Source organism: Brevundimonas sp. (assembly GCF_051858995.1).
GTDB lineage: Bacteria > Pseudomonadota > Alphaproteobacteria > Caulobacterales > Caulobacteraceae > Brevundimonas.
This window is the reverse complement of record NZ_JBHYGN010000001.1, coordinates 446,638-471,262: the sequence shown is the minus strand read 5'-3', so window position 1 is coordinate 471,262 and position 24,625 is coordinate 446,638. Positions and strand designations below refer to the sequence as shown.

General features: G+C 69.8%; 21 protein-coding genes. 13 read left to right on the top strand and 8 right to left on the bottom strand.

Annotated elements, in window-relative coordinates; genetic code table 11:
• The first annotated feature begins 55 nt into the window (after window positions 1–55).
• Genes ACTIEF_RS02405 through ACTIEF_RS02360 form a run of 10 tightly spaced genes read left to right on the top strand, consistent with a single transcriptional unit; the run spans window position 56 to window position 8,745 of the window.
• Window positions 56–955 carry a class I SAM-dependent methyltransferase gene (locus ACTIEF_RS02405; RefSeq protein ID WP_439470590.1) on the top strand — a complete coding sequence of 300 codons (900 nt, stop codon included), beginning with the start codon at window positions 56–58 and terminating at the stop codon, window positions 953–955.
• A complete protein-coding gene (locus tag ACTIEF_RS02400; protein WP_439470589.1) occupies window positions 952–1,689 on the top strand; it encodes a 16S rRNA pseudouridine(516) synthase in 738 nt (245 codons plus the stop codon). The genes ACTIEF_RS02405 and ACTIEF_RS02400 overlap by 4 nt, the downstream gene beginning before the upstream one ends.
• A gap of 51 nt (window positions 1,690–1,740) precedes the next feature.
• Window positions 1,741–2,955: an NAD(P)/FAD-dependent oxidoreductase gene (locus tag ACTIEF_RS02395; RefSeq protein ID WP_439470588.1), complete on the top strand. Its 1,215-nt coding sequence runs from the start codon at window positions 1,741–1,743 to the stop codon at window positions 2,953–2,955.
• 31 nt (window positions 2,956–2,986) lie between these two features.
• Window positions 2,987–3,625 (top strand): phosphoribosylanthranilate isomerase, encoded by a 639-nt coding sequence (locus ACTIEF_RS02390; RefSeq protein ID WP_439470587.1) that lies wholly within the window; start codon window positions 2,987–2,989, stop codon window positions 3,623–3,625.
• 20 nt (window positions 3,626–3,645) lie between these two features.
• The gene (gene trpB, locus ACTIEF_RS02385) at window positions 3,646–4,860 is read left to right on the top strand and encodes a tryptophan synthase subunit beta (protein WP_439470586.1); all 1,215 of its coding nucleotides are present in this window, start codon (window positions 3,646–3,648) and stop codon (window positions 4,858–4,860) included.
• A gap of 6 nt (window positions 4,861–4,866) precedes the next feature.
• Window positions 4,867–5,313 (top strand): hypothetical protein, encoded by a 447-nt coding sequence (locus ACTIEF_RS02380; RefSeq protein ID WP_439470585.1) that lies wholly within the window; start codon window positions 4,867–4,869, stop codon window positions 5,311–5,313.
• Window positions 5,313–5,726: a hypothetical protein gene (locus ACTIEF_RS02375; protein ID WP_439470584.1), complete on the top strand. Its 414-nt coding sequence runs from the start codon at window positions 5,313–5,315 to the stop codon at window positions 5,724–5,726. The genes ACTIEF_RS02380 and ACTIEF_RS02375 overlap by 1 nt, the downstream gene beginning before the upstream one ends.
• Entirely contained in the window at window positions 5,726–6,556 is an 831-nt protein-coding gene (trpA, locus tag ACTIEF_RS02370; protein WP_439470583.1) for a tryptophan synthase subunit alpha, read from the top strand. Before ACTIEF_RS02375 ends, trpA begins: the two co-directional genes overlap by 1 nt.
• A gap of 10 nt (window positions 6,557–6,566) precedes the next feature.
• On the top strand, window positions 6,567–7,460 hold the full coding sequence (locus tag ACTIEF_RS02365) for an acetyl-CoA carboxylase carboxyltransferase subunit beta (protein ID WP_439470582.1): 894 nt from the start codon (window positions 6,567–6,569) through the stop codon (window positions 7,458–7,460).
• A gap of 10 nt (window positions 7,461–7,470) precedes the next feature.
• Window positions 7,471–8,745 carry a bifunctional folylpolyglutamate synthase/dihydrofolate synthase gene (locus tag ACTIEF_RS02360; protein WP_439470581.1) on the top strand — a complete coding sequence of 425 codons (1,275 nt, stop codon included), beginning with the start codon at window positions 7,471–7,473 and terminating at the stop codon, window positions 8,743–8,745.
• Between the two features lie 9 nt (window positions 8,746–8,754).
• Here ACTIEF_RS02360 and trxA read toward each other — a convergent pair whose 3' ends face one another.
• From trxA to ACTIEF_RS02325, 7 genes are all read right to left on the bottom strand, one after another.
• Window positions 8,755–9,090, bottom strand: a complete 336-nt coding sequence (trxA, locus tag ACTIEF_RS02355) for a thioredoxin (protein WP_439470580.1) — start codon at window positions 9,088–9,090, stop codon at window positions 8,755–8,757.
• Between the two features lie 107 nt (window positions 9,091–9,197).
• Window positions 9,198–12,641: a double-strand break repair helicase AddA gene (gene addA, locus ACTIEF_RS02350; RefSeq protein WP_439470579.1), complete on the bottom strand. Its 3,444-nt coding sequence runs from the start codon at window positions 12,639–12,641 to the stop codon at window positions 9,198–9,200.
• Window positions 12,638–15,709, bottom strand: a complete 3,072-nt coding sequence (addB, locus tag ACTIEF_RS02345) for a double-strand break repair protein AddB (protein WP_439470578.1) — start codon at window positions 15,707–15,709, stop codon at window positions 12,638–12,640. The genes addA and addB overlap by 4 nt, the downstream gene beginning before the upstream one ends.
• Complete coding sequence (murU, locus tag ACTIEF_RS02340) at window positions 15,706–16,458, bottom strand: N-acetylmuramate alpha-1-phosphate uridylyltransferase MurU (protein ID WP_439470577.1); 753 nt, start codon at window positions 16,456–16,458, stop codon at window positions 15,706–15,708. Before murU ends, addB begins: the two co-directional genes overlap by 4 nt.
• A complete protein-coding gene (gene amgK / locus ACTIEF_RS02335; RefSeq protein WP_439470576.1) occupies window positions 16,455–17,543 on the bottom strand; it encodes an N-acetylmuramate/N-acetylglucosamine kinase AmgK in 1,089 nt (362 codons plus the stop codon). The genes murU and amgK overlap by 4 nt, the downstream gene beginning before the upstream one ends.
• Entirely contained in the window at window positions 17,536–18,006 is a 471-nt protein-coding gene (gene tsaE, locus ACTIEF_RS02330; protein ID WP_439470575.1) for a tRNA (adenosine(37)-N6)-threonylcarbamoyltransferase complex ATPase subunit type 1 TsaE, read from the bottom strand. The genes amgK and tsaE overlap by 8 nt, the downstream gene beginning before the upstream one ends.
• The gene (locus tag ACTIEF_RS02325) at window positions 17,990–18,850 is read right to left on the bottom strand and encodes a GNAT family N-acetyltransferase (protein ID WP_439470574.1); all 861 of its coding nucleotides are present in this window, start codon (window positions 18,848–18,850) and stop codon (window positions 17,990–17,992) included. Before ACTIEF_RS02325 ends, tsaE begins: the two co-directional genes overlap by 17 nt.
• Window positions 18,851–18,983: 133 nt before the next feature.
• Between ACTIEF_RS02325 and ACTIEF_RS02320 the strand changes: the two genes are divergently transcribed.
• Window positions 18,984–21,080, top strand: coding sequence for a prolyl oligopeptidase family serine peptidase (locus tag ACTIEF_RS02320; RefSeq protein WP_439470573.1), 2,097 nt, complete (start codon window positions 18,984–18,986; stop codon window positions 21,078–21,080).
• A gap of 80 nt (window positions 21,081–21,160) precedes the next feature.
• Here the strand turns inward: ACTIEF_RS02320 and ACTIEF_RS02315 are convergent, their stop codons facing one another.
• A complete protein-coding gene (locus tag ACTIEF_RS02315) occupies window positions 21,161–21,463 on the bottom strand; it encodes a hypothetical protein (RefSeq protein ID WP_439470572.1) in 303 nt (100 codons plus the stop codon).
• A 179-nt stretch (window positions 21,464–21,642) separates the two neighbouring features.
• On the opposite strand from ACTIEF_RS02315, the gene ACTIEF_RS02310 reads away from it, so the two are divergent.
• Both ACTIEF_RS02310 and ACTIEF_RS02305 read left to right on the top strand, forming a co-directional pair.
• Entirely contained in the window at window positions 21,643–23,676 is a 2,034-nt protein-coding gene (locus ACTIEF_RS02310) for an AsmA family protein (RefSeq protein WP_439470571.1), read from the top strand.
• 31 nt (window positions 23,677–23,707) lie between these two features.
• A complete protein-coding gene (locus ACTIEF_RS02305) occupies window positions 23,708–24,580 on the top strand; it encodes an alpha/beta hydrolase (RefSeq protein WP_439470570.1) in 873 nt (290 codons plus the stop codon).
• Window positions 24,581–24,625: the final 45 nt, after the last annotated feature.

The following is a 24,625-nucleotide window of genomic DNA, read 5'->3' as shown; positions in this document are numbered from 1 at the left end:
GTGCCCGATCTGTTCCGGGGTGTCACCGGCAGGCGTGGTCAGCTAGAGGAGCGACATGACCACCCTGCTTTATGGCCGCCCTCCGGCGGTGTTTGACCCGCCCGGCGGCGCCACCCAGACCTCGCCCCTGCTCTTGGGCGCGACGGCGCTCGAAAGCGTGGCCGAGGGCTCAGTCGACGCGATCATGATCTACGCCCCGCCCGGCGTGTTGGAACGGCGCTACACCCTGGCCCTGGCGCTGAAGGCGCTGAAGCCCGGCGGACGGCTGGACGTCATGGCCCCCAAGGACAAGGGCGGCTCGCGGCTGAAGAAGGAGTTGGAGGCTTTTGGCGCCGAGGTCGGCGAAAGCGCCAAGGCCCACCACCGCCGTTGCGTGGTGATCAAGGGCGAGGGCCTGACCGGTCTGGACGCCGCCATCGAAGCGGGCGCCCCGCGTCTGGTGCCGGGCCTCGAGGCCTGGTCCCAGCCCGGCGTCTTCGCCTGGGACCGCATCGATCCGGGCTCGGCCCTGCTGGCCCAGACCCTTCCGCCGCTGAAGGGGGCGGGCGCAGATCTGGGCTGCGGCTACGGCGCGCTGGCGACCGTGGCCCTGCGTTCGCCCGCCGTCACGACCCTGCGCCTCTACGACCTCGACCGCCGCGCCGTGGAGATGGCCCGCAAGAACGTCGAGGACGCCCGCGTCACCGTCGAACATGCCGACGTCCGCACCCTGCCGACCGACGGCGATCTGGACTTCATCGTCACCAATCCGCCCTTCCACGACGGCGGCGCCGAGGACAAGCGGTTGGGCCAGACCTTCATCCGGCAGGCCGCGGGCCTGCTGAAGAAGGGCGGAACCCTGTGGCTGGTCGCCAACCGCCACCTGCCCTACGAGGCCGAACTAAACGAGGCCTTCAAGCGCGTCCGGATGGTCGCCGACACCGGCGGCTACAAGGTCTTCGAGGCGGTGAAGTGAGCAAGACGCCCACGTCACGCGTGGACAAGCTGCTCGGCTCGCTGGGTTACGGCTCGCGCGCCGAGATGGCGCGCATGGGTCGGGCGGGCGGCATCGTGCTGGACGGCGTGGACATCACCGATGTCTCGAAGCGCATCCTGGTCACCCCGGATCTGCCCGAGCGGATGGAGATCGACGGCGAGCCGCTCGATCCGCCGCAGGGCATCGTCATCCTGCTGCACAAGCCGCTGGGCATGACCTGTTCGCACAAGGAGGACGGGGCGCTGGTCTATGACGTCCTGCCCGACCGCTGGCGGCGCCGCGACCCGGCCATCTCGACCATTGGGCGGCTGGACAAGGAGACGTCCGGCCTGCTGCTGATGACCGACGACGGCGACCTGCTGCACCGGGTCATCTCGCCCAAGAAACACGTCGCCAAGGTTTATCGCGCCCAACTGGCCCGTCCCCTGACCGGAACCGAGGGCGCCCTGTTCGCATCGGGCGAACTGCTGCTGGAAAACGACGACCGTCCGTTGAAGCCCGCCGTGCTGGAGGTCATCTCCCCCACCGAGGCGCGGGTCTCGGTCACCGAGGGCCGCTACCACATGGTCCGGCGGATGTTCGCCGCCGTCGGCAACCACGTCGAGGCCCTGCACCGCGAGCGACTGGGCGGCCTCGCCCTCCCGGACGACCTGCCCGCGGGCGAATGGCGGATGCTGACCCCGGATGAAATCGCGGCCATCTTCGCGGGCTGACGGAACCGCTCCGCTTCACGTCCGCTAAGGCTCCGCTTCGACGGAGGACTGATGACGGGCGCCACGATCAAACGGGATTTGCGGACGGGCCGCTCCCTGTGGGCGGACAGCCCCGGACTGGGGATTCCCGTCCGCCCCCTGAAGGAAGCGATCAGCGTCGATGTGGCCATTGTCGGCGCCGGGATCAGCGGCGCCTTCATGGCCCGGGAGCTGGCGCGGGACCATTCCGTCGCCGTACTGGACCGCCGCCCGCCCCTCATGGGCTCGACCGTCGCCTCCACGGCCCTGCTGCAATGGGAGATCGACCTGCCGCTGACGGCCCTGTCCGACCGGATCGGCGCGGCGAAGGCGAAGCGGGCCTATCTGCGCTCCCGCCAGGCGGTGGATGACCTGAAGCGGATCGTGGCCGAGGAGCGGATCGTCTGCGGCCTGCACGACAAGGAGACTCTCTATCTGGCCGGTGACGCCTACGGTCATCGCGCGCTGGCGGCCGAGGCGGATGCCCGCGCCGCCATCAATCTGGACAGTCGCCATCTAGGCCCGGCCGCCCTGCGCGACGCCTTCGGCATCGACCGTACGGGCGCAATCCTGAGCGGGGGCTCGGCGAGCGGAGACCCGGCCCGGCTGGCGGCGGGCCTCCTGCGTCGCGCGGCGGCCGACGGAGCGAAGATCTATTCGCCGGTCGAGGTGGTCGAGGCGGTCAGCGATCCCGACGGCGTCACCCTGCTGACCGACATCCACCATCCGGTGCGCGCCGGGGCCGTCATCTTCTGCTCCGGCTACGAATTCCCCGAAGGCGTCTCCATGTCGGGCGCCGAAGTGATCTCGACCTGGGCCCTGGCGACGAAGCCGCGCACGCCCTGCCCGCGCTGGCTCAGGGACACTCTCGTCTGGGAAGCCTCAGATCCGTACCTCTATCTGCGGATGAGCCGGGACGGCCGACTGATCGTCGGCGGCGAGGACGAAGCCTCTCCCGACGCCCACGCCGACAAGGCGAAGCTGAAGCGCAAATGCGAGACCATCACCCGCAAGCTCAGGCGCCTGCTGCCGGATCTGACGTTCGAGATCGACTACAGCTGGGCCGGGGCGTTTGGCGAAAGCGCGACCGGACTGCCGTCCATCGGCCCCGTACCGGATCTCGAGCATTGCTGGGCGGTGATGGGTTTCGGCGGCAACGGGATCACCTATTCGGTCATCGCCAGCCAGATCGTGTCCTCGGCGCTACGCGGAAAACCTGATCCGGACGCGGACCTGTACCGACCTTGACCCCGGATCGGGACGGGCGCACCGCCGAGCCATGACCCGGGCCAAGATTTGCGGACTGACGACGCCGGAGACGCTGGACGCGGCCCTGACCGGCGGCGCGGCCTTCGTCGGCGCGGTCGTGTTTCCGAAGAGCCCGCGCCACATCGATCCCCTGCACGCCGCCACCCTGTTCGAGCGGGCTCGCAACCGGGCGCAGGTCGTGGCCGTCACCGTCGACGCCGACGACGCCCTGCTGACCGAGATCGCCCTGATCCTGAAGCCGGACCTGATCCAGTTGCATGGGTCGGAGACACCGGAGCGGGCAGCACAAGTTCGCACCCTGACCGGCGCCGGGGTCATCCGCGCCCTGTCGGTGCGCACCGCCGCCGACATCGATGCGGCCACAGCCTGGGCGCCGGTCGTGGATCGTCTGATGTTCGACGCCAAACCGCCCGAGTGCTCGGCCCTGCCCGGCGGGGTCGGCGCGTCCTTCGACTGGAGCCTGCTGGCCGGACGGACCTTCGACCGTCCGTGGTTCCTCGCCGGAGGCCTGAACCCCGCCAATATCGCCGAAGCGGTCCGGATCACCGGCGCGCCCCTCGTGGACGTGTCCTCTGGCGTGGAAAGCGCGCCCGGTGTTAAGGACCCGGCCCTGATCGGCGCCTTCCTGAGCGCCCTTCCGACCGATTGATCGCACCCCGAGACCTCGCCGTGAACGCCATCCTCCCAAACAGCTACAACTTCCCCGACGACGAGGGCCGGTTCGGCCCCTACGGCGGGCGCTTCGTGGCCGAGACCCTGATGCCGCTCGTCCATGAGCTCAACGACGCCTATGAGGCCGCCAAGGCCGACCCGTCGTTCCAGGCCGAGTTGGACGGCTTCCTGACCGACTACGTCGGTCGCCCCAGCCCGATGTATTTCGCCGAGCGCCTGACCGAACACCACGGCGGCGCGGACATCTGGTTCAAGCGCGACGAGCTGAACCACACCGGCGCCCACAAGGTGAACAACTGCATGGGCCAGATCCTGCTGGCCATGCGCATGGGCAAGACCCGGATCATCGCCGAGACCGGCGCCGGCCAGCACGGCGTGGCCACCGCCACCGTCTGCGCCCGCTTCGGCCTGAAATGCATCGTCTACATGGGCGCCACCGACGTGGAGCGTCAGGCCCCGAACGTCTTCCGCATGAAGCTGCTGGGCGCCGAGGTGGTGCCGGTCACCTCCGGTCGCGGCACGTTGAAGGACGCCATGAACGAGGCGATGCGGGACTGGGTGACCAATGTCGAGGACACCTACTATCTGATCGGCACCGCCGCCGGGCCGCACCCCTATCCGGCCATGGTGCGGGACTTCCAGTCCGTGATCGGCCGTGAGGCCCGCGCCTCCATGCTGGCCCGCAAGGAGAAGCTGCCGGACGCCTGCGTGGCGGCCATCGGCGGCGGCTCGAACGCCATCGGCCTGTTCCATCCCTTCCTTGAGGACGCGGGCGTGCGTCTGATCGGGGTCGAGGCCGCCGGTCGTGGGCTGGACGGTCCGGATCACGCCGCCTCCATCCAGGGCGGCCGCCCCGGCGTCCTGCACGGCAACCGCACCTATCTGCTGCAGGACGAGGACGGCCAGATCCTGGAAGGCCACTCCATCTCGGCCGGTCTGGACTATCCCGGCATCGGACCGGAGCATGCCTGGCTGAAGGACATCGGCCGCGCCGAATACCGCGCCGCCACCGACGCCGAGGCGCTGGAGGCCTTCCAACTGTGCTCCAAGCTCGAAGGGATCATCCCGGCCCTGGAGCCCAGCCACGCCCTCGCCAGAGTCGGCGAGATCGCGAAAGAAGTAGGCAAGGGTGGCGATGTGGTGCTGAATATGTGCGGGCGGGGCGACAAGGATATCTTCGCCGTCGCGAAGCATCTGGGCGTGGAGCTCTAGGACACCATGAAGACCCTTATTCTGGCCGCCGCGGCGGTTGTGTTCGCGGCTCCGGCCATGGCGCAGACGCCGACCAGACTGAACGTCGAGATCCCGCCGGTTCAGGGCGTCACCGCCGACCCGACCTGCGGCGGCAAGACCGCCATCGCTCAGCAGGCCACCTGTGTGACCACCACCCAGGCCGGGATCGGCGATGTGGTGAGCACCTACACCGCCGATTTCGAGCGGCAGGGCTGGCTGGCCGCGGGCGGCGGCGACAACCTGATCGTCTACGTCAGGCGCAAGCCCGACGGCGGCTGTGACGGCTTCCAGATGCTGGCCTTCGCCGACGAGACCCGCGTCGCGGCCCCCGGCGCCCCCGCCTGGCTGGCGCTCGCCACCATTCCAGGCGACGTCTGCGCGCGTCAGGCCTCGCAGCCCCCCGTCGCGGGTCCGTCCGCTCCGGGTCAGTGATGCTGGACGCCCTCGCCTTCGCCGTCGCCCTCGCGGCGGCCCCGCAAGCCGCCCAAGCGCCCGGCCTCTCGCCGTCGCCCGACTGTGGGGGCATGACCGAGCGCATCGCCGGCCCCGGCGTCCCGATGCGCTGCGTCACCGCTCCGATGCAGTATATCCCGCAGGTGGCGTACACCTTCGCCGGCGAGGCCCAGCGCAACGGCTGGACCCCGGTCACCCAGACTTCCAGCTCGATCTGGATGCAGAAGGCCAATACCGCCGGCACCTGCGAGCGGATGATCATCTTCGGCTTCTGGGACAATGTGGCGACGCCGCAGTCCCGCCCGGACACCCCCGGCTATGTCGGAGTGGTCAACCAGATCGCCCAGCCCTGCCTGACCCCGACCGTCACTCCCACACCGAACGCCCAGTAATGACCACCCAACGCATCGACGCCCGCTTCTCCGCCCTGAAGGCGGAGGGCCGGGCCGGTTTCGTCGCCTATGTCATGGCGGGCGACCCCTCGCGCGAAGAGGCGCTGAAGATCCTGCGCGGCCTTCCAGCGGCGGGCGCGGACATCATCGAACTGGGCTTTCCCTTCTCCGATCCGATGGCCGAGGGCCCGCCGATCCAGCGCGCCGCCCTGCGCGGGCTGAAGGCCGGGATGACCCTCAAGGGAACGCTGGAGCTGGCCAAGGCCTTCCGGGACGGCGACGCCGACACTCCCCTGATACTGATGGGCTATCTGAACCCGCTGGAAAGCTACGGTTACGAGGCCTTCGCCCGTGACGCGGCGGCCAGCGGCGTGGACGGCGTGATCATCGTCGACTGCCCGCCGGAAGAAGCCGGCCCCCTGACCGACGCCCTCGACGTCCACTCCGTGTCCCTGATCCGTCTGGCCACCCCGACCTCGGACGATGCGCGCCTGAAGGTCATCGCCGAGCGCACCTCGGGCTTCGTCTACTACGTCTCCGTGGCGGGCGTGACCGGGGTCAAGGAAGCCCAGGCCGGATCGGTCGCCCCGGCGGTCGAGCGCGTGCGCAAGGCCTCGGGCCTGCCGGTCGCCGTCGGCTTCGGCATCAAGACGCCGGAGCGGGCCGCTGAAGTGGCGCGCGTGTCCGACGCGGTCGTCGCCGGCTCGGTGCTGGTGGACGAGGTCGCCGCCGCCCTGGAAGCGAACGAACCCGCCGCCCCACGCGTTCTGGCCAAGGTGCGCAGCCTAGCGGACGCCGTGAGGGGTGCGCGCGCCACGGAAACCGTCTAAAGCGCCCCGAATGGTCGACAAGAACAAACCCCAGCAGGAGAAGCGCGGCGGCTGGCTGTCCCGCTTCGCGCCCGGCGTCCGCAAGATCGTCAGCCGTCGGGACACGCCCGACAATCTCTGGGTCAAGGACCCGGACAGCGGCGAGATGCTGTACCGCTCGGACCTCGAGAATGCCTTGTGGGTGACGCCGTCCGGCCGCCACATGCGCATCGACGCGCCGACGCGCCTGCGCTTCACCTTCGACGACGGCCAGTATGAGACGATCGACACGCCCGACGTGCCGGAAGATCCGCTGAAATTCTCGGACGGCAAGCCCTACAAGGACCGCCTGAACGCGGCCCGCAAGGCCGCCGGCCGCAAGGACACCATGGCCATCGGGTTCGGCCAGATCGGCGGGACCGAAGCCGTCGCCATCGTCCAGGACTTCACCTTCATGGGCGGCTCGCTGGGCATGGCCGCGGGCGAGGCCTTCATCGCGGCCGCACGCGCCGCTGTCGCCCGCAACGTCCCGCTGGTCTGCTTCACCGCCGCCGGCGGCGCCCGCATGCAGGAAGGCGCCCTCAGCCTGATGCAGATGGCCCGCACCACCCTGGCGATCCAGGAACTGAAGGCGGCCCAGTTGCCCTTCGTCGTGGTCCTGACCGACCCGACCACGGGCGGCGTCACCGCCAGCTACGCCATGCTGGGCGACGTCCATCTGGCCGAGCCGGGCGCCCTGATCGGCTTCGCCGGTCCGCGCGTCATCGAGGCGACCATCCGCGAGAAACTGCCCCCCGGCTTCCAGCGCGCCGAATACCTTCAGGAGAAGGGCATGGTCGACAAGGTCGTCGCCCGTGGCGCTCTGCCGGAGACGCTCGGCCAGATTCTGTCGATGCTGATGGGCGGGAAGCGCCGGGCCGCGTAAGAGCGCGGCCATGGATCCGATCTCCGAACGCCTGCGCGCCCGCCATCCGCAGCGCATCGACCTGTCTCTGGGCCGGATGAAGGCCCTGTGCGCGGCGCTGGACGATCCCCAGCACCGCCTGCCGCCGATGATCCACGTGGCGGGCACCAACGGCAAGGGCTCGACCGTCGCCCTGCTGCGCGCCATCGCCGAGGCGGCGGGGCTGAAGGTCCACGTCTACACCTCGCCCCATCTGGTCCGCTTCAACGAGCGCATCCGGCTGGCGGGCGAACTGATCACCGACGAAGCGCTGAACGCCATCCTCGACCGAATCGAGGCCGTGTCCGGCGAGGCTACGGTGTTCGAAAGCACAACCGCCGCCGCCTTTGTCGCCATGAGCGAAACCCCGGCGGACCTGGCCATTATCGAGGTGGGGCTGGGTGGCGTCCTGGACGCCACCAACATCATCGAGCGCCCGCTGCTCAGCCTGATCACCCCGGTCGACCTGGACCATGCCGAGTTCCTCGGCACGTCCCTGCACGGCATCGCGGTCGAGAAGGCGGGAATCCTCAAGCCCGGCGCGCGCGGCCTGATCGCCCGGCAGTCCGAAGAGGCCATGGGCGCCATCAAGGTCGCCGCCGAAGCCGTGGGCGCGCCCCTGACCGTGATGGGGGTGGATTTCGACGCCTGGGCCGAGCGCGGCGGACTGGCCTTCCAGGATCAGGAGCGCTTCCTCGACCTGCCCGCCCCGGCCCTGACCGGGCCGCACCAGATCGATAATGCCGGACTGGCCGTCGCCGCCGCGCTGGAACTGGATCTGCCGGAAGCCGCCATCGCCGCAGGCCTGAAATCCGTGCACTGGCCCGCGCGCATGCAGCGGCTGGGCGACGGCCCCTATGGCGAGGCCGCCCGGGCGGCGGACGCCGAACTGTGGCTTGACGGTGGGCATAACCCGCATGCGGCGCGGGCGCTGGCGGCGGCTCTCGCGCAACGTCAGGCCAAGGCGCCCCGGCCCACCGCCCTGATCGTCGGCATGCTGGGCAACAAGGATGCGGGCGGCTTCTTCGAGGCTCTGAGGGAGTCGGGAGCCACGGTCTTCACCGTCGGCTTCGAAGGCGCGGCCGCCGAACCGGAGGCCCTGGCCGCCGTGGCGCGCGGGCATGGCCTCGGCGCGACCCCGGCGGGGACGGTGGAGCAGGCGCTGGCGCAGGCCCTCAGGCTGGGCGCCGGTCGCGTGGTGATCTGTGGGTCGCTCTATCTGGCCGGCGAGGTGCTCGGCGCAGCGCGCGAGACCTGGCCGGCCTGACAGACGGGATCAGGCGGTCGGAGCGATGCCGCTCTCGGCCAGCCATTCGACGATCTTGCCCTTGGGCATGGCGCCGACCTTCATCGAAGCCATCTGGCCGTCCTTGAACAGCATCAGGGTCGGAATACCCTTCACCCCAAGCTTCGACGGGACCATGGGGCTGTCGTCGATATTGACCTTGGCGATGGTCACCTGACCACCCAGTTCCTCGGCGATCTGCTCCAGCGCCGGGCCGATCTGTTTGCACGGGCCGCACCATTCCGCCCAGAAGTCGACCAGCACCGGCTGGGAGGCTTTCAGGACGTCGGCTTCGAAGCTTTCGTCGGTGACCTTGACGGTGGCCATTGAGGGTTCTCCTGGCGGCCCGAAGGCCGCGTCACTTGAAAATCAGCCGAACATCCTAGGGTGATTCCGGCCTGTTGACGTCGATGTGGGATGCCGGAAGCGGCAAATCAACGGATCAGGGCCTCGTCCATCAGGGCCTGTGGCACGGCCATCAGCTTCGGCCCATCGGTCCACACCAGCGCCGCCTCCACCGGTCGGTCCGGATAGAGTTGTCTCAGGATGGAGACATAGACCGCCAGCTGCAGCACATAGGCTGGATCGGCGTCCTCGATCCGGTCGGGCGCGGGCCGGTTGGTCTTGTAATCGGCCACGAGCACCCGCTGGGGCGTGATCACCAGCCGGTCCATGCGACCGGACACGGCCACCCCGCCAACCCGACCGGTCAGGGCCACCTCGGGCCGCGAGCCCGTGCCGAAGACGGGAGCGAACAGCTCGTCCTCCAGCACCCGGAAGGCGGCCTCGATCATCTCACTCCGCTGATCCTCGCTCAGATCACGCTCTCGAGACAGAAGCCGTACCGCCGCATCCGGCCGATCCGCTGGCGGGAGGTCCGGCAGCCGCTCCAGCAGCCGGTGGATCAGATCGCCGCGCCGGAACCGGCCCAGGGCTCCCGCGGCGGTCGCCAGCGGTGAGGGCGCGGGCAGGCGCAGCACCTCATCCATCTGGGACGGTGAGGCGATCCGAGCGGCAGGATCCGGCGCGGGCGTGATCCGTGCCCAGTCCGGCGCCGTCGTCGTCTTGGTCTCCGCCATCCCCTGCGGCGGCAGGCTGGCCGGATCAACACCGAACCGGCGCAGGTCGCCGACCTCGCGCGCCTGCTCGCCCAGACGGTCGAACGTCCCGGTCAGCACATCCCACCAGCTGCCCTCATCAAAGCCCGCCTTCGTCTTCGCGCTGCCCCGCCCCATGATCACGATCCGATCGCGGGCGCGGGTCAGGGCGACGTAGAGCAGGCGCAGGGTCTCGGCGTCGGTGCGCGCCTGTCGCGCCTCCCGCGCCGCCCTGGAGGCCTCGCAGTCGTCGCCCGCCCGCCCAGGGCACATCAGCCAAGCCTCGGACCCGTCCGGCAGCGCCACCGGCATCAGGGCCGGGCCCTGCGCCTTCGCCCGACTGGTGGTGTCCGGCAGGATGACGATGGGCGCCTCCAGCCCCTTGGCGCCGTGCACGGTCATCACCCGCACCTCGCCACGGGGGCCTTCCAGCTCGCGCTTCACCTCGACGTCGGCGGCCTCCAGCCGCGCCACGCAGGTTTCCAGATCGATGGCCCCGCGGTCCTCGGCGGCGACCACCTGGTTCAGGGTCTCGTCGATGGCCTCCTCGGCCTCACGGCCCAGACGGCGCAGCACCCGCGCCCGGCCCGAGACGCCGGTGTCATCGACCCGGTTCAGCAGGGCGGAAAAGAAGCCGAACGGGTCGCGATCCCGGTTCGACAGGGCGAACTCCAGCATGTCCCGTGCGCGAGACCACTCGGGCCGTTCGCCTGCCCGGTCCCGCAGCTCTGGCCACAACCTCCCCCGTTTCGCCTTGGCGCCCGCCAGGGCGAACAGACTGTCCTCGTCCACGTCGCAGAAGGGGCTGCGCAGGATCTCGGCCAGCGACAGGTCGTCATCCGGGTAAAGCGCGAACCGGGCCAGCGCGATCAGGTCGTCGAAGACGATATGCGACGACAGCTTCAGCCGATCGGCCCCCGCCACCGGCACACCCGCCGTCTTCAGGGCCCGAATGATCTCCTCGAAGGTCGCATCCCGGCGGCGTACCAGGATGAGGAAGTCGCCATAGCCGGGCGGGCGCGGCTGCCGGCTCTTGCGGTCATAAACGGCGACACCCGTCTCGACCTGCCGTCTGATGTCCTCCGCCAGATCGGCGGCCAGCCGTTTCCGGGCCGAGGCCGTCGTCTCATGATCGACCGGCGCATCCCAGGCCTCCCGCTCCGGGCCCTTGATCTCCTCGTGCAGGGGCCAAAGGTCGACCGTCCCGGCATGCCCCTCGCGCATGGCGGCGTGAGGCGGGATGGCTCCGATGCCGTCGCCGACCAGGGCGCGGGTCCGCTCCTCGCCCTCGAACACCGCATCCACAAAGGCCAGCACCTCGGGTGTGGAGCGGAAAGACTTGGCCAGTTCCACGCCTTCGAACCGCGCCCCGGCCCCGTGGGCCAGCATATCATAGCGCTGGGACTCCTGCCGAAGCCGCTCCGGCCGAGCCCCCTGGAAGGAGTAGATCGACTGCTTTTCGTCCCCGACCGCGAAGACCGTCCGGTCCAGCTGCTCGCCCGAGGTCGGCATGGGCGTGAAGCGCGGCCCGCCTTCCCCCGCGAAGAAGCCCTCAGTTAGCGCCCGCAGGATGTCCCACTGCTGGGGAGCAGTATCCTGCGCCTCATCGACCAGCACATGCTCGATGCCGCCGTCCAGCTTGTAGAGGACCCAAGCGGCCGAAGCTCTCTGGGTCAGCAGTTCCACCGTCCGCACCACCAGATCGCCGAAGTCCAGCGCCCCCTTCTCGGCCTTGGCCTGGTCGTAGAGGTGGGCGTGAGCCTGGGCGAGGGTCAGGACGTGGACCGTGTCGCGCGCCACCCGGACCCGCTTCAGCCGCTCCAGCGTGGCCGCATACTTCATCTGCAGGTCCAGCAGCCAGGCCGCAGCCGCGGGCGGCGCCTTGGCGGTGGCCATGGTCTTGCGCGGCTCGCTCCCGGTCAGGAAAACACTGGCCAACCCCGGGAAGGTCCAGTCGGCGCTCCGCATCCGGTCGGCGCATTTCTGGTCATTGATCGAGCCGGTCGCCATGGCCGAGGCGGTCTCCAGCCACTGGCCCCGGTCGAGGAAGCGGATGAAGTCGCTCTCCAGCCCCTCGACCGTGTCCTCTGGATGGGCGCCGGCCACCGCATGCGGTCCCGGCGCCAGGCCGTCGGCGACCCGGGCCGTATAGGCCACCAGCTTATCCCGCTCGGCCTCGATCATGGCCAGCAGGGACTGGAACGACCCCCAGTCCAGCTCGACCGCGAAATGGCTGTAGGCCCGGCCGATCACCCCCTCGGCGTCGCGCAGGGCGGCGCGGGCCAATTCCTCGCGGGCGGAATGCGACAGGGCGATCGCCGCCTCGTTCTCCAGCACGGTGAAGCCCGGCGTCACCCCGGCCTCAATGGGGAAGCGGCGCAGAAGCTTTTCGCAGAAGGCGTGAATGGTCTGAATCTTCAGCCCGCCCGGCGTCTCCAGCGCCTTGGCGAACAGGCGACGCGCGTCCGACAGCCGGGTTCCCGACAGGCTCGCTGGATCCCGCCCGTCCAGATCCGCCAGCGACTGGGCCAGGCCGACGTCGTCCATCACCGCCCATTCGCCCAGCCGGTCAAACAGCCGCGCCTGCATCTCGGCGGCGGCGGCCTTGGTGTAGGTCACGCACAGGATTTCACCCGGCTGCACCTCGCGCAGCAGCAGTCGCGCCACCCGGTCGACCAGGGTCGAGGTCTTGCCCGACCCGGCGTTGGCGGTGACGAAGACCGACTGACCGGGATCGGCGGCGGCGATCTGGGCGGGATCGGGCAGGATGCGCGCGCTCATTCCGCGTCTCCCTCATCGCCGCCGACCACATGCCATTCCCAGACCCGGGCCAGGTGGTCGTAGTTGCCGCCGAAATTGCCCATGAACTGGGGCGCGACCCAGCTGAGATACGGCGTCGCCTCGTCGTCGAACCGCTCGATCCGCGCGGTCAGCCCGGCCAGCGCCGTCTGCGACAGGGCCAGCGCCTCGCCGCCGATGGCCCGCACCGCCGCCTCACCCGGCTCCTTGCGGCCCGTGACCCGCACATAGGTCAGCTCCTCCGGCTCGACCGGGGCCGAATCCTTCAGCCCGGCCTCGGCCAGGATGGCGCCGGTCAGGGTCAACTGCGGCGAGAAGCCGGTCCGCACCTGTTTCGGCGACGGAATGGAGCCCGTCTTGAAGTCCAGCACCGCCGCGCCCGTGGCCGACAGCTCGATCCGGTCGGCCTTGGCGGTCAGCTTGAATGGTCCGGCGGGGGCCGGGATCATCATCTCGACCCGCTCCTCGACCTTGATCTGGACGCCCCGCGCCCGCCGCGCGGCCTCATGCCCGGCCAGCCAGACGGCGGCGTTACGCGCCAAAGGCGTCTCCCGCGCCATGGCGGCGTCCTCGAACCCGGCGGCGTTCAACTCCTCCAGCAGAAGGACTTCCAACTGGTCGGCGGAGTCCTCTGGCAGGACGTCGGGGTAGGATAGGGTCAGTCGCTCCACCGCCTTGTGCACCGCATTGCCGCGGGCGATGGCCTCGGCGGACTGGCCCGGCCGATCCAGTTGTCTCAGATTCAGGACATAGCGCGCATAGACCGCATAGGGGTCGCGCACCCAGCGCTCGACCCCGGTCACGGGCAGTTCGCGCGGACGCCGATCCACCGGCGGGCGCGGCGCGGGCCGGGGCGCATAGTCGGGCTTGGCCTGCGCCGGGGCGTCCAGCGCCCGGGCCTGATCCAGCGCCAGGGAAGGCCGGGCGATGGACACGGGCGTGTCCGGCGCATCGGCGCCCCGGGTCAGCATCTCCAGCCGCCACAGCCAGCGGGACTTCACCGCCGGCTGGCCGCCTCGCCGCTCGCAGTGCACCAGTATGGCTTCGTCGGCGCTGGCGGCCTGGACGAAGTCCTGCGCCGTCTGGCCCAGACGTCGCTCGGGCGGCGGCAGTCCCATGGTCCCACGCATGGGACGCGACAGGAAGGGATCGGTCGACGCCGCATTGGGCCAGACCCCCTCCTCCAACCCGGCCAGGATCATCCGGTCCGCCCGCACCAGTCGCGCCTCGATGGCCCCGAGGATGCGCAGGCGTGGCTGGGTCGCTCCTCCGGTCCGCACCGTCTCGTCCGTCAGCAGGCCGTGAACCAGTTCGGCGAAGTCGTCCCGTTTCACCGCGCCCAGAGACCCGCCGCCTTCGATCAGGGTCGACAACAGGCTCGCCGCCGCCTCCCCGTCCGCCCCGGCCCAGGCGTTCTGGCCGGCCATGGCCTCGATCAGCGTTGTCAGACTGCGGGTCGCGCCATCCAATGCCGCCGTATCCCGGAACGGGGCCCGCGCCTCACCCGACAGAGTCTCCAACCGATGCAGCAAAACCTTCGCGGCGGCCAGTCTCGTCAGTGTGACTTCCGAAGGAACCCGCCCGTCATCCCGGGACTGACCCGCCTCGAGCAGGGCCTTGCGCGCCCGCGACCAGTCGCGGCGACGCGGTCCCCTCAGGGCGAAAGCTTCCAGCGCATCGACCGCCCCGGCATAGTCCGTCTCGCCCAGATCCAACCGGACCAGCGGATGCTTCAGCAGGCCCAGCAGCGCGTGCGGGTCCAGCGGATCGGCAATGAAGCGGGCCGCCAGATCGACCAGCCGCCCGACGGGCATCCGCGACAGGGGCTGGCCCGAGGAGACGTCGGCGCTGACGCCCCACCGCTCCAGCCGCGCCGCCACCCGGCGTCCCAGCGCCAGATCGGGGGTGACCAGGGCGCAGGTCTTGCCCGGCGTGTCCAGCGTCTCGCGCATCATCAGGGCGATAGCCGCCGAGGCGTCCTCCTCGGCCCTCGCCGTCACCACCGACAGGCCGCGCAGCCCCTCGGCGATGGGGTCGGCGGACTGCTGCCCCGCCGCCTCGGCCCGCATGGTCCGGATCAGTTGTCGCCAGTCGTCCGTGGCGTCGGCTGGCCGCAGGGCCTCGTTCAGAAGCCGCTGGCGAGCACACCCCCGCGCCTCGACGGCGGGATCGACCGGCGGCCGGAACCACGCCCTCACCGCCTCGCGTTCGACCCGCCCGTCCAGCAGCCGCCACAGGGCGTTCTGCGGATGTTGCTCATTGTCTCCCAACCGGGACCAGACCGCCGGATCGAGATCCATATCCAGCCCGGGCAGGACCACACAGCCCTGCGGCGCGCGGGCGACGGCGGCCAGTACATCGGCGGCGGCGGGGGCCGACCCGGTCGAACCGGCGGCGATCACCGGATGCTCCGGCGGTCGGGCCTTCCAGCTCTCGGCCAGCAGGCGCAACAGTTTCGCCCGCCGCCACGCCGGATCGACCAGCCCCAGGGTCTCCAGCCGCCTCGGCCATGTCTCGATAGCGAGACAGAGAAACCGTGCCGAGTCCTTCCAGTGCTCGGCCAGATCGCCCTCGACCAGAGTCGCGACCTTGCCGATGTCCTTCACCTCCTCGAGGTGGCAGCTGTCTAGGAAGCCGCCGAGCGCATCCGCCATCTCCAACGCCCGCAGGGGCGTCAGGTCCTTGCGGAACTCTTCCACGATCATCCGCGCCATTTCGAACCGGCGGGTCAGGGGCGCGATGGCGGGCGGCAGGTCCAGACCCACCTCGCCCGGGGCGAAGGGCGGCTCATCTTCTTCCAGATCGCCCAGCGGCCGCACCTGCGGCAGCAGCACGGGCCGTCCGCCCGCCTGTTTGGTCAGAGCCGAGGTGAAGGCCCGCGCCGCCCGTCGGTTGGGCAGCAGGATGACGGCGTCGGACAGGGTCTCCGGCGGACGCTCGCCCAGCCAGTCCAGCACCCCCGCCGCCAGGTCCTCAAGGAAGGGCCGATAGGCCTCGATCGCATACCAGCGGGGCCGCTCGCCCGAGAAAGGATCAAACCGCTGCGTCACGCCTGCCGCTCGACGCGCGGCGTCTCGCGACTTGAGGCGCCCCCAGCCAGTTTCGCCTCGGCCTCATCGCGGGCCTGCGGGTCGCCGACATGCATCCAGTCGCCATCCATCACCACGCCATACAGACGCCCGGCGGCGGCGGACCGACGCCAGAACTGGCTCAGGGAGAAGGGTCCCTCCGGCCCGTCGGCGACATAGTCGGGCCGACAGATGTGCACGCCCATATAGGCGAAGGGCGCGGAGTCCGCCTCGCTCCGAAAGGTCAGCCTGCCGTCCTCGGCGAGGAAGAAGTCGCCGTCGCCATCGAAACCGATCGAGCCTTCGCGTCGCGCGAGAAGAAGCGCGGCGTCCATGATTGACGGATTCCACAGGCGAGCGAGTTGATTCAAGGCGTCGGCCCGATCCACCCAGACGCTGTCGATATTGGCCACGAACACCGGCTCATCGCCCAGCAGCGGCGCCGCCTTCTTCAGCCCGCCGCCCGTCTCCAGCAGGGTTTCCCGCTCGTCGGAGATGACGATCTCCGGCCCACGCCCGCGCGCGGCGAGGTGCGATTCCAGCCGGTCGGCGAACCAGTGGACGTTGACGACAGCTTTTTCGACGCCCGCGTCGGCCAGCCGGTCGAGCACATGATCGATCAGGGCCCGTCCGCCGACCTCGACCAGAGCCTTGGGTCGATCATTGGTCAGGGGTCGCATCCGGGTGCCGAGGCCCGCGGCCAGCACCATCGCGATCTTCGGAGCGGTCATCGGCGGCTGGCCTCCGGCACATGGGCGTCGAACCAGTCGGCGACCGTCTCGAGGCCCGGCTGTTTCAGATTGGCGTTCAGATGCGCCCACATGCGCGGCATGAAGGCGCGATAGCGGGGCTTGCCGTCGCGCACGATCAGTCGGGCGAATATGCCGAGGATACGCGCCTCGTTCAGCGCCGCCAGACCGGCGTAGTCACGCATGAACTCGGCCCGGTCGACGCCCGGACGCAGGCTGAAATAGTGATCCAGCGCCTTGGCTTCCAGCGCGGGCGAGACGTCCCGGCGAGCGTCCTGCAGCAGGGAGTGCAGGTCCCACGACGGGTGGGCGCGCACGGCGTCCTGGAAGTCGATCATCCCGACCATCCCCGCGCCCGACCGGCCCGGCAGGCGGATCAGGTTCTCGGCGTGATAGTCCCGGTGCGCCATCACGGTCGCCCCCGCCGCGCCACGCTCGACAACCGGCGCCCAGGCCGCCCGCCAGTCCGCAATGGCCGCCGCATCGAACGACAGGGCAGGGTCCAGCTTCGGCATCCATTCGACGAACAGGTCCGCCCCGCCCTGCAGCGCCGTCTCGTCATAGGTCAGCAGGGGCCAATCGCCCGCCGCGCCCGACAGTTGCTCCGGCGTCTCGGCGGCATGCAGGGTCGCCAGCGCCTCGACGGCGGCCAGATACAGCGGCTCCTCCGCCTCCCCGGCCTCGATCACCCGGGCAAACAGGGCGTCGCCGAAATCCTCCAGCACGGCCAGGCCAGCAGAGGCGTCGACGGCCAAGATGTCCGGCGCCGACAGGCCCAGCGCCTTCAGGTGGGCGGAGACGGCCGCGAAGGCCTCGATCCGCCCCGCCGACAGGCGCGCGGTGGCGTTCCAGCCCGAGGCCAGCCGCTGCTCGGGCGTCCACGCCGGATCGGCGGGCGGGCTCTCGGCGCTGGCCGCCTGATCCATCAGCATCAGCGACCGCCCGTCGGACGTGGTCAGCCGCTCATATCGGCGCGTGGAGGCGTCGCCGGGCAGCGGATCGCGCGCGGCGTCAGCCAGGCCGGCAGCCTTCAGGAATTCGAGACGGAGGGCTTCGCGGTCAGACATTCAGTTCCTTCGCCTTCGCTTCCCAGGCCCCGACGCCGGACAGCACCGCGCAGCGCCCCTCTCCATCCTCGGACAGGGTGACTGCCAACCAGTCCGGCCCGACCCACGGGCCGGGATCCTCGCCCAGCCGCTCGGGCCATTCGATCAGGGCGCAGCCCTCGTCCAGCGCCTCGTCCAGCCCGATCTCGGCGGCCTCCTCGGGCCGGGTCAGGCGGTAAAGGTCGAAATGGGCCACCGGCGGCTCGCTCTCGTAGAATTGCACCAGGGTGAAGGTCGGCGAGGGCACATCCTCGTCTGGCGTCGTCAGGGCGCGGATCAGGCCGCGCGCCAGCGTCGACTTACCCATGCCCAGCGGCCCATACAGCAGCACGGCCTCGCCCGGCGCCAGCAGGGGGGCGATGGCCTCACCCAGCCGGGTCGTGGCGTCCGCGTCGATCAGGTGAACTTCAGGCAAAGTCGGCATCCGGCTGGCTGGGCAGGACCCGCTCGGTGAAGGCCTTCAGCGCATAGGTCGCCTTGCCCGCGTCGATATCCAGTCGCGTCGGCGGGATCGGCTTGCCGACCTTGAGGTGGAAGGCCTTGCGCCGCTTGTTCAGCAGCTCATGGAACAGGGTGATATCCCTCAGCTCCTCGGAGAAGCGGTCGAACCAGTGGAACAGGCGCGAATAGGGACCCGCCACATGGATCGGCACGATCGGCGCCCCGTATTTGCGGGCCAGGGAGGCGGCCGTCGGCGCCCATTCCGGATCGGTGACCGAGCCGTCCCTGCCGATCCGGGCCAGACGGCCCGCCGGGAACATGACCACGCAGCGCTCGGCCTCGAAAGCTTCCTTGGCCGCCTGCAGGGTGGCGCGGGTCTTCTCGCGGGTGCGCTTGTCGTGAACCCACTCCACCGGAATGATCGCCTCGCCCAGCCGGGGCGAGACCCGCAGGGCGTCGGCGTTGGCGAAGAAGATGGCGTCTGGTCGCCGGGCCTTCACCGCATCGAAGACGGCGATCCCGTCGGCGATGCCGGTCGGATGGTTGGCCACCACGACGCAGCGCCCCGAGGCCGGGATGCGCTCGCCGTTCAGCACCGAGACCTTCAGGTCCAACAGGTCGCTCATATAGTCCAGCGCCCCGGCGCCCGAGAGCGGCTGGACCGCATCAGCCATCCGCACCGCCTGCGGATAGTTCAGCAGCCGGTACAGAACTGGCCGGATCACCGGCCAGGCCAAGGAGCGCGTCAGACGCGGCGCGCGCTCGGCGATCAGCACGTCGCAGATGTGCGGCTGGCGGCGAACAGGCGGGATCTCAGCGGCGGTCATGCGACGCCGGTTGTCGCCGCTCCCGCGACGGACGGCAAGCGGCCATCGCACGCCTTTGTGAGCACAAGCGCCGCCGCTTTCGCCCGCTTGCCCCCGGTGCTACGCCAACCGCCGAAGACAAAGGAACCTGCCCATGCGTCACCGCTCCCTGCTTTCGTGCGCCGTCGCCGCCATCGCTCTGGCGACCGCCGTCCCCGCCCTGGCGGAGGCGCCCGCCGCTCCCGCCCCGGCGACCCCGGCCCAGACGCAGCAGGCCTTCGACTACACCGCCATGATCTCGGCCAACCGGCTGGGCGATCCGCAGGTGTCGCCGGACGGCCGCTGGGTCGTCTATTCAGTGACCACCACGGATGTCGCCGCCAACCGCCGCGCGGGCGCCCTGTTCATCCAGGACCTGCGCAGCCCCGGCGAAGGCCGTCGTCTGGCCATCAACGAGGGCGGCGCCAACACCGCCCGCTGGGGCTCGGACGGCAAGCTGTACTTCCTCTCGCGCCGTTCGGGCTCCAGCCAGGTCTGGCTCGCCGAGGCCGACGGCACGGCGCCGGTGCAGGTGACCAACCTGCCGCTGGACGTGAACGCCTACCGCCTCAGCCCCGACGCCGCCCAGGTGGCTGTGTCGCTGGCCGTCTTCCCCGATTGCGAGACCCTGGCCTGCACGGTCGACCGCAACAAGGCCGTCGCCGACGACCCCTCGACCGGTCAGGTCTATGACCGCATGTTCGTGCGCCACTGGGACACCTGGAACGATCACACCCAGAACCACCTGTTCGTGCTCCCGACCGCCGGTGGACGCGATCCGGTCTGGGTCACCCGCGGCTTTGACGGCGACACGCCGTCCAAGCCCTTCGGCGACGAGAGCGAGTTCACCTTCACCCCGGATGGTGAGGGCATCGTCTTCTCGGCCCGCGAGGCCGGAAAGTCCGAGCCGTGGAGCACCAATTTCGACCTCTATCAGGTCGCCATCGCCGAGCCGGGTCAGCTGACCAACCTGACCGACGCCAATAACGCCTGGGACACCGGCCCGGTCTATTCGCCGGACGGCAAGACCCTGGCCTACCGCGCCATGGCCCGCCCGGGCTTCGAGGCCGACAAATATTCGATCTTCCTGCGTGACGTCGCGACCGGCGAAACCCGCCAGATCGCCGCCGACTGGGACCGCTCGGCCGACACCCTGCAATGGTCGCGCGACGGCCGCACCCTGTTCACCACCGCCGGTGACGTGGGCCAAACCCGCCTGTTCAGCATCGACGTCCGCCGTGGCACGGTGATCCCGCTGACCGGCGAGGGCCACGTCTCGGCCTTCCAGCAGACGCCTTCGGGCTTCGTCTTCGCCCAGGACAGCCTGACCCGCCCCAGCGAGCTGTTCGTGAAGACCTTCCGGGGTCGTGAGATGCCCGCCCGTATCACCAATGTGAACCCGCAACTGGATGCCCTGGCCTTCGGCGAGGCCGAGCAGTTCACCTTCGCCGGCTGGAACAATGAGACGGTCCACGGCTACGTCATCAAGCCCGCCAACTATGTCGAAGGTCAGAAGTATCCGGTCGCCTTCCTGATCCACGGCGGTCCGCAGGGCTCGTTCGGCAACAGCTGGTCCTACCGCTGGAACCCCGGGACCTATGCGGGCGCGGGCTATGCGGTCGTGATGATCGATTTCCACGGCTCGACCGGCTACGGCCAGGCCTTCACCGACTCGATCAGCCAGCACTGGGGCGACCGCCCGTTCGAGGACCTGCAGAAGGGCTGGGCCGCCGTCCAGTCGAAATACAGCTTCCTCGACGGCGACAACGCCTGTGCGCTCGGCGCCTCCTACGGCGGCTATATGATCAACTGGATCGCGGGCAACTGGCCGGGCGAGTTCAAATGTCTGGTCAACCACGACGGCGTCTTCGACATCCGCGGCATGGGCTACGGCACCGAGGAGCTGTGGTTCACGGAGTGGGAGTACGGCGGCACGCCCTACGAAAACCCGCAGGGCTATGAGCAGTTCAACCCGGTGCATCACGTCGCCAACTGGCGTGACCCGATGCTGGTGGTGCAGGGCGACCTCGACTACCGCATCCCGACCTCGCAAGGCCTGTCGACCTTCACGGCGCTTCAGCGTCGCGGCATCGACAGCCGCCTGCTCTTTTTCCCCAACGAAAACCACTGGGTGCTGAAGCCCGCCAACAGCGTGCAGTGGCATAACGAGGTGTTCGGCTGGCTCGACAAATATCTGAAGCCGGCGAACTGATCGCCGCATCAGGGCCCATCAGACAAAGACAAAGGGTGCTCCCGGCGGGAGCGCCCTTTTTTCATGGCCTCGATCCAGGATTAGCGGGCGCGGGCGTAGGTGGTGGCGGCGCTGACGTAGCGAGCGTGCTCGGTCGCCGTCATGCAGCGCGGGGTGGACCAGCTCGGGTCGGACGGCTGCAAGGCCAGAGCTTCGCGGGCGGTGATGAAGACCGGCGCCGCGCCGTGTTCGCGGGTGAAGGCGCGACGGGTGGCGGCGTCAGAGCCACAGACCAGCACAGGGCGGGCCGTGGACGACTGGGCCGCCTCATGGGCGACAGCGGGGACCGCCGTCACGGCGGAAGCGGCGATCGCCAGGGCGGCGAGAGCGCGGAAAGTACGCATCAAGGTTCCTCCAGAACGACCGAAATGATCAGAACTCGGATGGAATAATGCGCCAAACGCTCATTTTGTAAATGTTATATGACGTTTGGAAGTATGAAATTTGACATGAACGCCGATCAGGCCCTCTGAGCCTTTCGGCCCCCTCATGCGTTGTGCTGGCTTCGACGGAGCCGCATCGCTTGCCCAACCCCTTGAAAGACAATCCGAACTGGCTGGCCTTTCGGGATCGCACCCTTGTTCCGGCGGGCGGGCGGCTGCGCGACTGGCGCGATAATGACCCCTTCCTCGCCGCCGTCCGTCGTCCCGGAACCCCGGAAAAGGTCGCAGCGGCCCTCACCCTGCTGCTGATCCTGGCCATCGTCCTGTTTTTGCTGCTGTTTGACTGGAACTGGCTGCGCGGGCCGATCGGCCGCTGGGCCTCGGCCAAATATGATCGCCAGATCGAGCTGAACGGCGATCTCGACGTGAAGCTGTTCAGCTGGACCCCGTCGGTTCAGGTGCGCCAGCTCCGCGTCGGCGGCCCCGACTGGGCGCGCGAGCGTGACACGCTGAAGGTCGCCGACCTGCAGGCCTCGGTGCGCCTGCGCCCCCTTTTCACCGGCCGGATTGAGATGCCGCTGGTCGCCATCACCCGCCCGGAGGTGGTGATGATCGCCACCGAGGAGGGTCGCCAGAGCTGGGAGCTGAACCCCAACGCCCAGGACACCGGCGAAGGCCTGAAGCTGCCGCCGATCCACCAGCTGATCATCCGCGACGGCACGCTGTCGCTGAACGAGCAGCGCCGCAAGATCCGGCTGGAGGCCACCATCAGCGCCCGCGAGGGCTCCGACGGCGACGCCGGCTTCAATCTGGACGGACAGGGCACGATCAACGGCACGCCCCTGACCCTCGCTATTCAGGGCGGCCCCTTCATCAATATCCGCCGCGACCGCCCCTACGGCTTCCAGGCAACCCTGGCGGGCGTGCATTCCCGACTTGAGGCGCGCGGCTCCATCACCCGACCATTCGACCTGGGCCAGTTCCGCTCGACCCTCAGCCTGCAAGGCCGCGACCTGGCCGATCTCTATCTGCTGACCGGCATCACCACGCCCAACACCCCGCCCTATCGCTTATCGGGCACCCTGACCCGCGACGACGCCAAATTCAGCTTCAGCGATTTCTCGGGCCAGGTCGGGTCATCGGACCTGTCCGGCGATCTCATGTTCAACAAGGTCGGCGACCGCCGCCGCGTCGACGCCGTGCTGCATTCCAACCTGCTGGACATTGACGACCTAGCCGCCGTGCTGGGCGGCAAGCCGACCGTGACCCCGGCGGGCAATACCGTGGTCACCTCGGGCCAGCCGGGCCGCCTACTCCCCGACGCGCCCCTGGCTGTCGAGCGCCTTCGCACAATGGACGGCTCGCTGAAATACACCGCCGCCCGGGTGAAGCGGAACGAGCTGGACATCCGCAAGGTCGAGCTGGGCGCCGATCTGGACAGCGCCGTCCTGAACCTCGACCCGGTCGCCTTCACCTTCAATCGCGGCGAGCTGCGCGGCAGGGCGCGGATCAACGCCGGGCGTGACGTTCCCTACAGCGTCATCGACTTCCGGCTGCGCGGCTATCCGCTGGAATCGATCATCCCCGCCCGCGGCGGCGCCCCCACCGTGACCGGCAGCGCGCTCGGCCGCGCCCAGCTTGAAGGGCCCGGCGCCTCGATCCATGACTTTGCCGCCGCCTCCAAGGGGCAGGTGACCGTGGTCGTGCCGCAGGGCCAGATGCGCTCCGCCTTCGCCGAACTGCTGGGCATCAACGCCACCGCCGGCCTGTTCAAACTGCTGGGCGGAGACGACTCCACCACCGAGATCCGCTGCGGCGTCGCCGACTTCCGCGTCACCAACGGCGTCGCCACCGCCCGCACCTTCGTCGTCGACACCACCCCGGTGCTGGCCCAGGGCGCCGGGACCATCGATCTGGGCGCCGAGACGATGAACCTGCGCATCGACGGCGAGACCAAGGAGCCTCGCCTCGTCCGCCTGTGGTCTCCCATCGTGGTGCAGGGCCCGCTGACCGCGCCCAGGGTCGGCATCGACGGCGGTTCCGTCGCGGCCCAGGCCGGTTTCGCAGGCCTGCTCGGCGCCGTGCTCAGTCCGCTGGCGGCCCTGCTGCCCTTCGTCGATCCCGGTCTGGCCGAGGACGCCAACTGCGGCGCGCTGATTTCTTCGGCGCGATAGGCCTGACCGTCTTGGTCCGAAGGGGCGGATCGTGCGTATTTGGCGCATGACCCGACGCGGCTTCCTCGTCCCGACCCTCGGCGCCCTAGCCGCCGCCTGCTCGCCGCTCAGTCTGTTGAACAGGCTGGGACCGCGCGACGGCGGCGCGCGACGCGTCGCGCGCGGCCTGCCTTATGGCGACGATCCCCGGCAGACCTTCGACGTCTTCGCCCCGACTGACCGAACCGGCGGTCCCGCGCCGGTGCTGGTCTTCTTCTACGGCGGCGGCTGGGATTCCGGATCGCGGGAGCTCTACGGCTGGGCCGCGCAGGCGCTGGCCGCGCGCGGCTTTGTCGTCGCGGTCCCGGACTACCGGATCGTGCCGGAGGTCCGTTTCCCCGCCTTCATCGAGGACGCCGCCGCCGCGACCGCCCGGGTCGGGGAGACCGCCCGCGACTGGGGCGGCGACCCCACGCGGCTGGGCGTCCTCGGCCACTCCGCCGGCGCCCATCTGGCCATGATGATCGCGCTGGACCGCCGCTACATGGCCGCCGCCGAGGCGCCGAACCTGATCCGCGCCGCCGCCGGTCTGGCCGGCCCCTATGACTTCCTGCCGCTGGACGTTCCCGCCTCGATCAACGCCTTCGGCCGCGCCCCGGATCTGACCCTGACCCAGCCGGTCTCCTTCGTCCGCGCCGACGCCCCACCGATCTGGGCTGGCCACGGCACGGCCGACAAGGTGGTCCACGCCGAGGACACCACCATCCTGTGCGACCGCATGCACGCGGTCGGCGGTCGCTGCGAGGCCAAACTCTATCCCGGCCTGTCGCACGAGGACCTGCTGGCGACCTTCTCACCCCTGTTCCGCCGCAAGGCGTCGGTGCTGGACGACGTGGTGAGCTTCTTCCACCGCGAACTGGGCTGACGTCAGACGGCGTCACTGGACGGACGCCCGGAATGGCGCATTCTT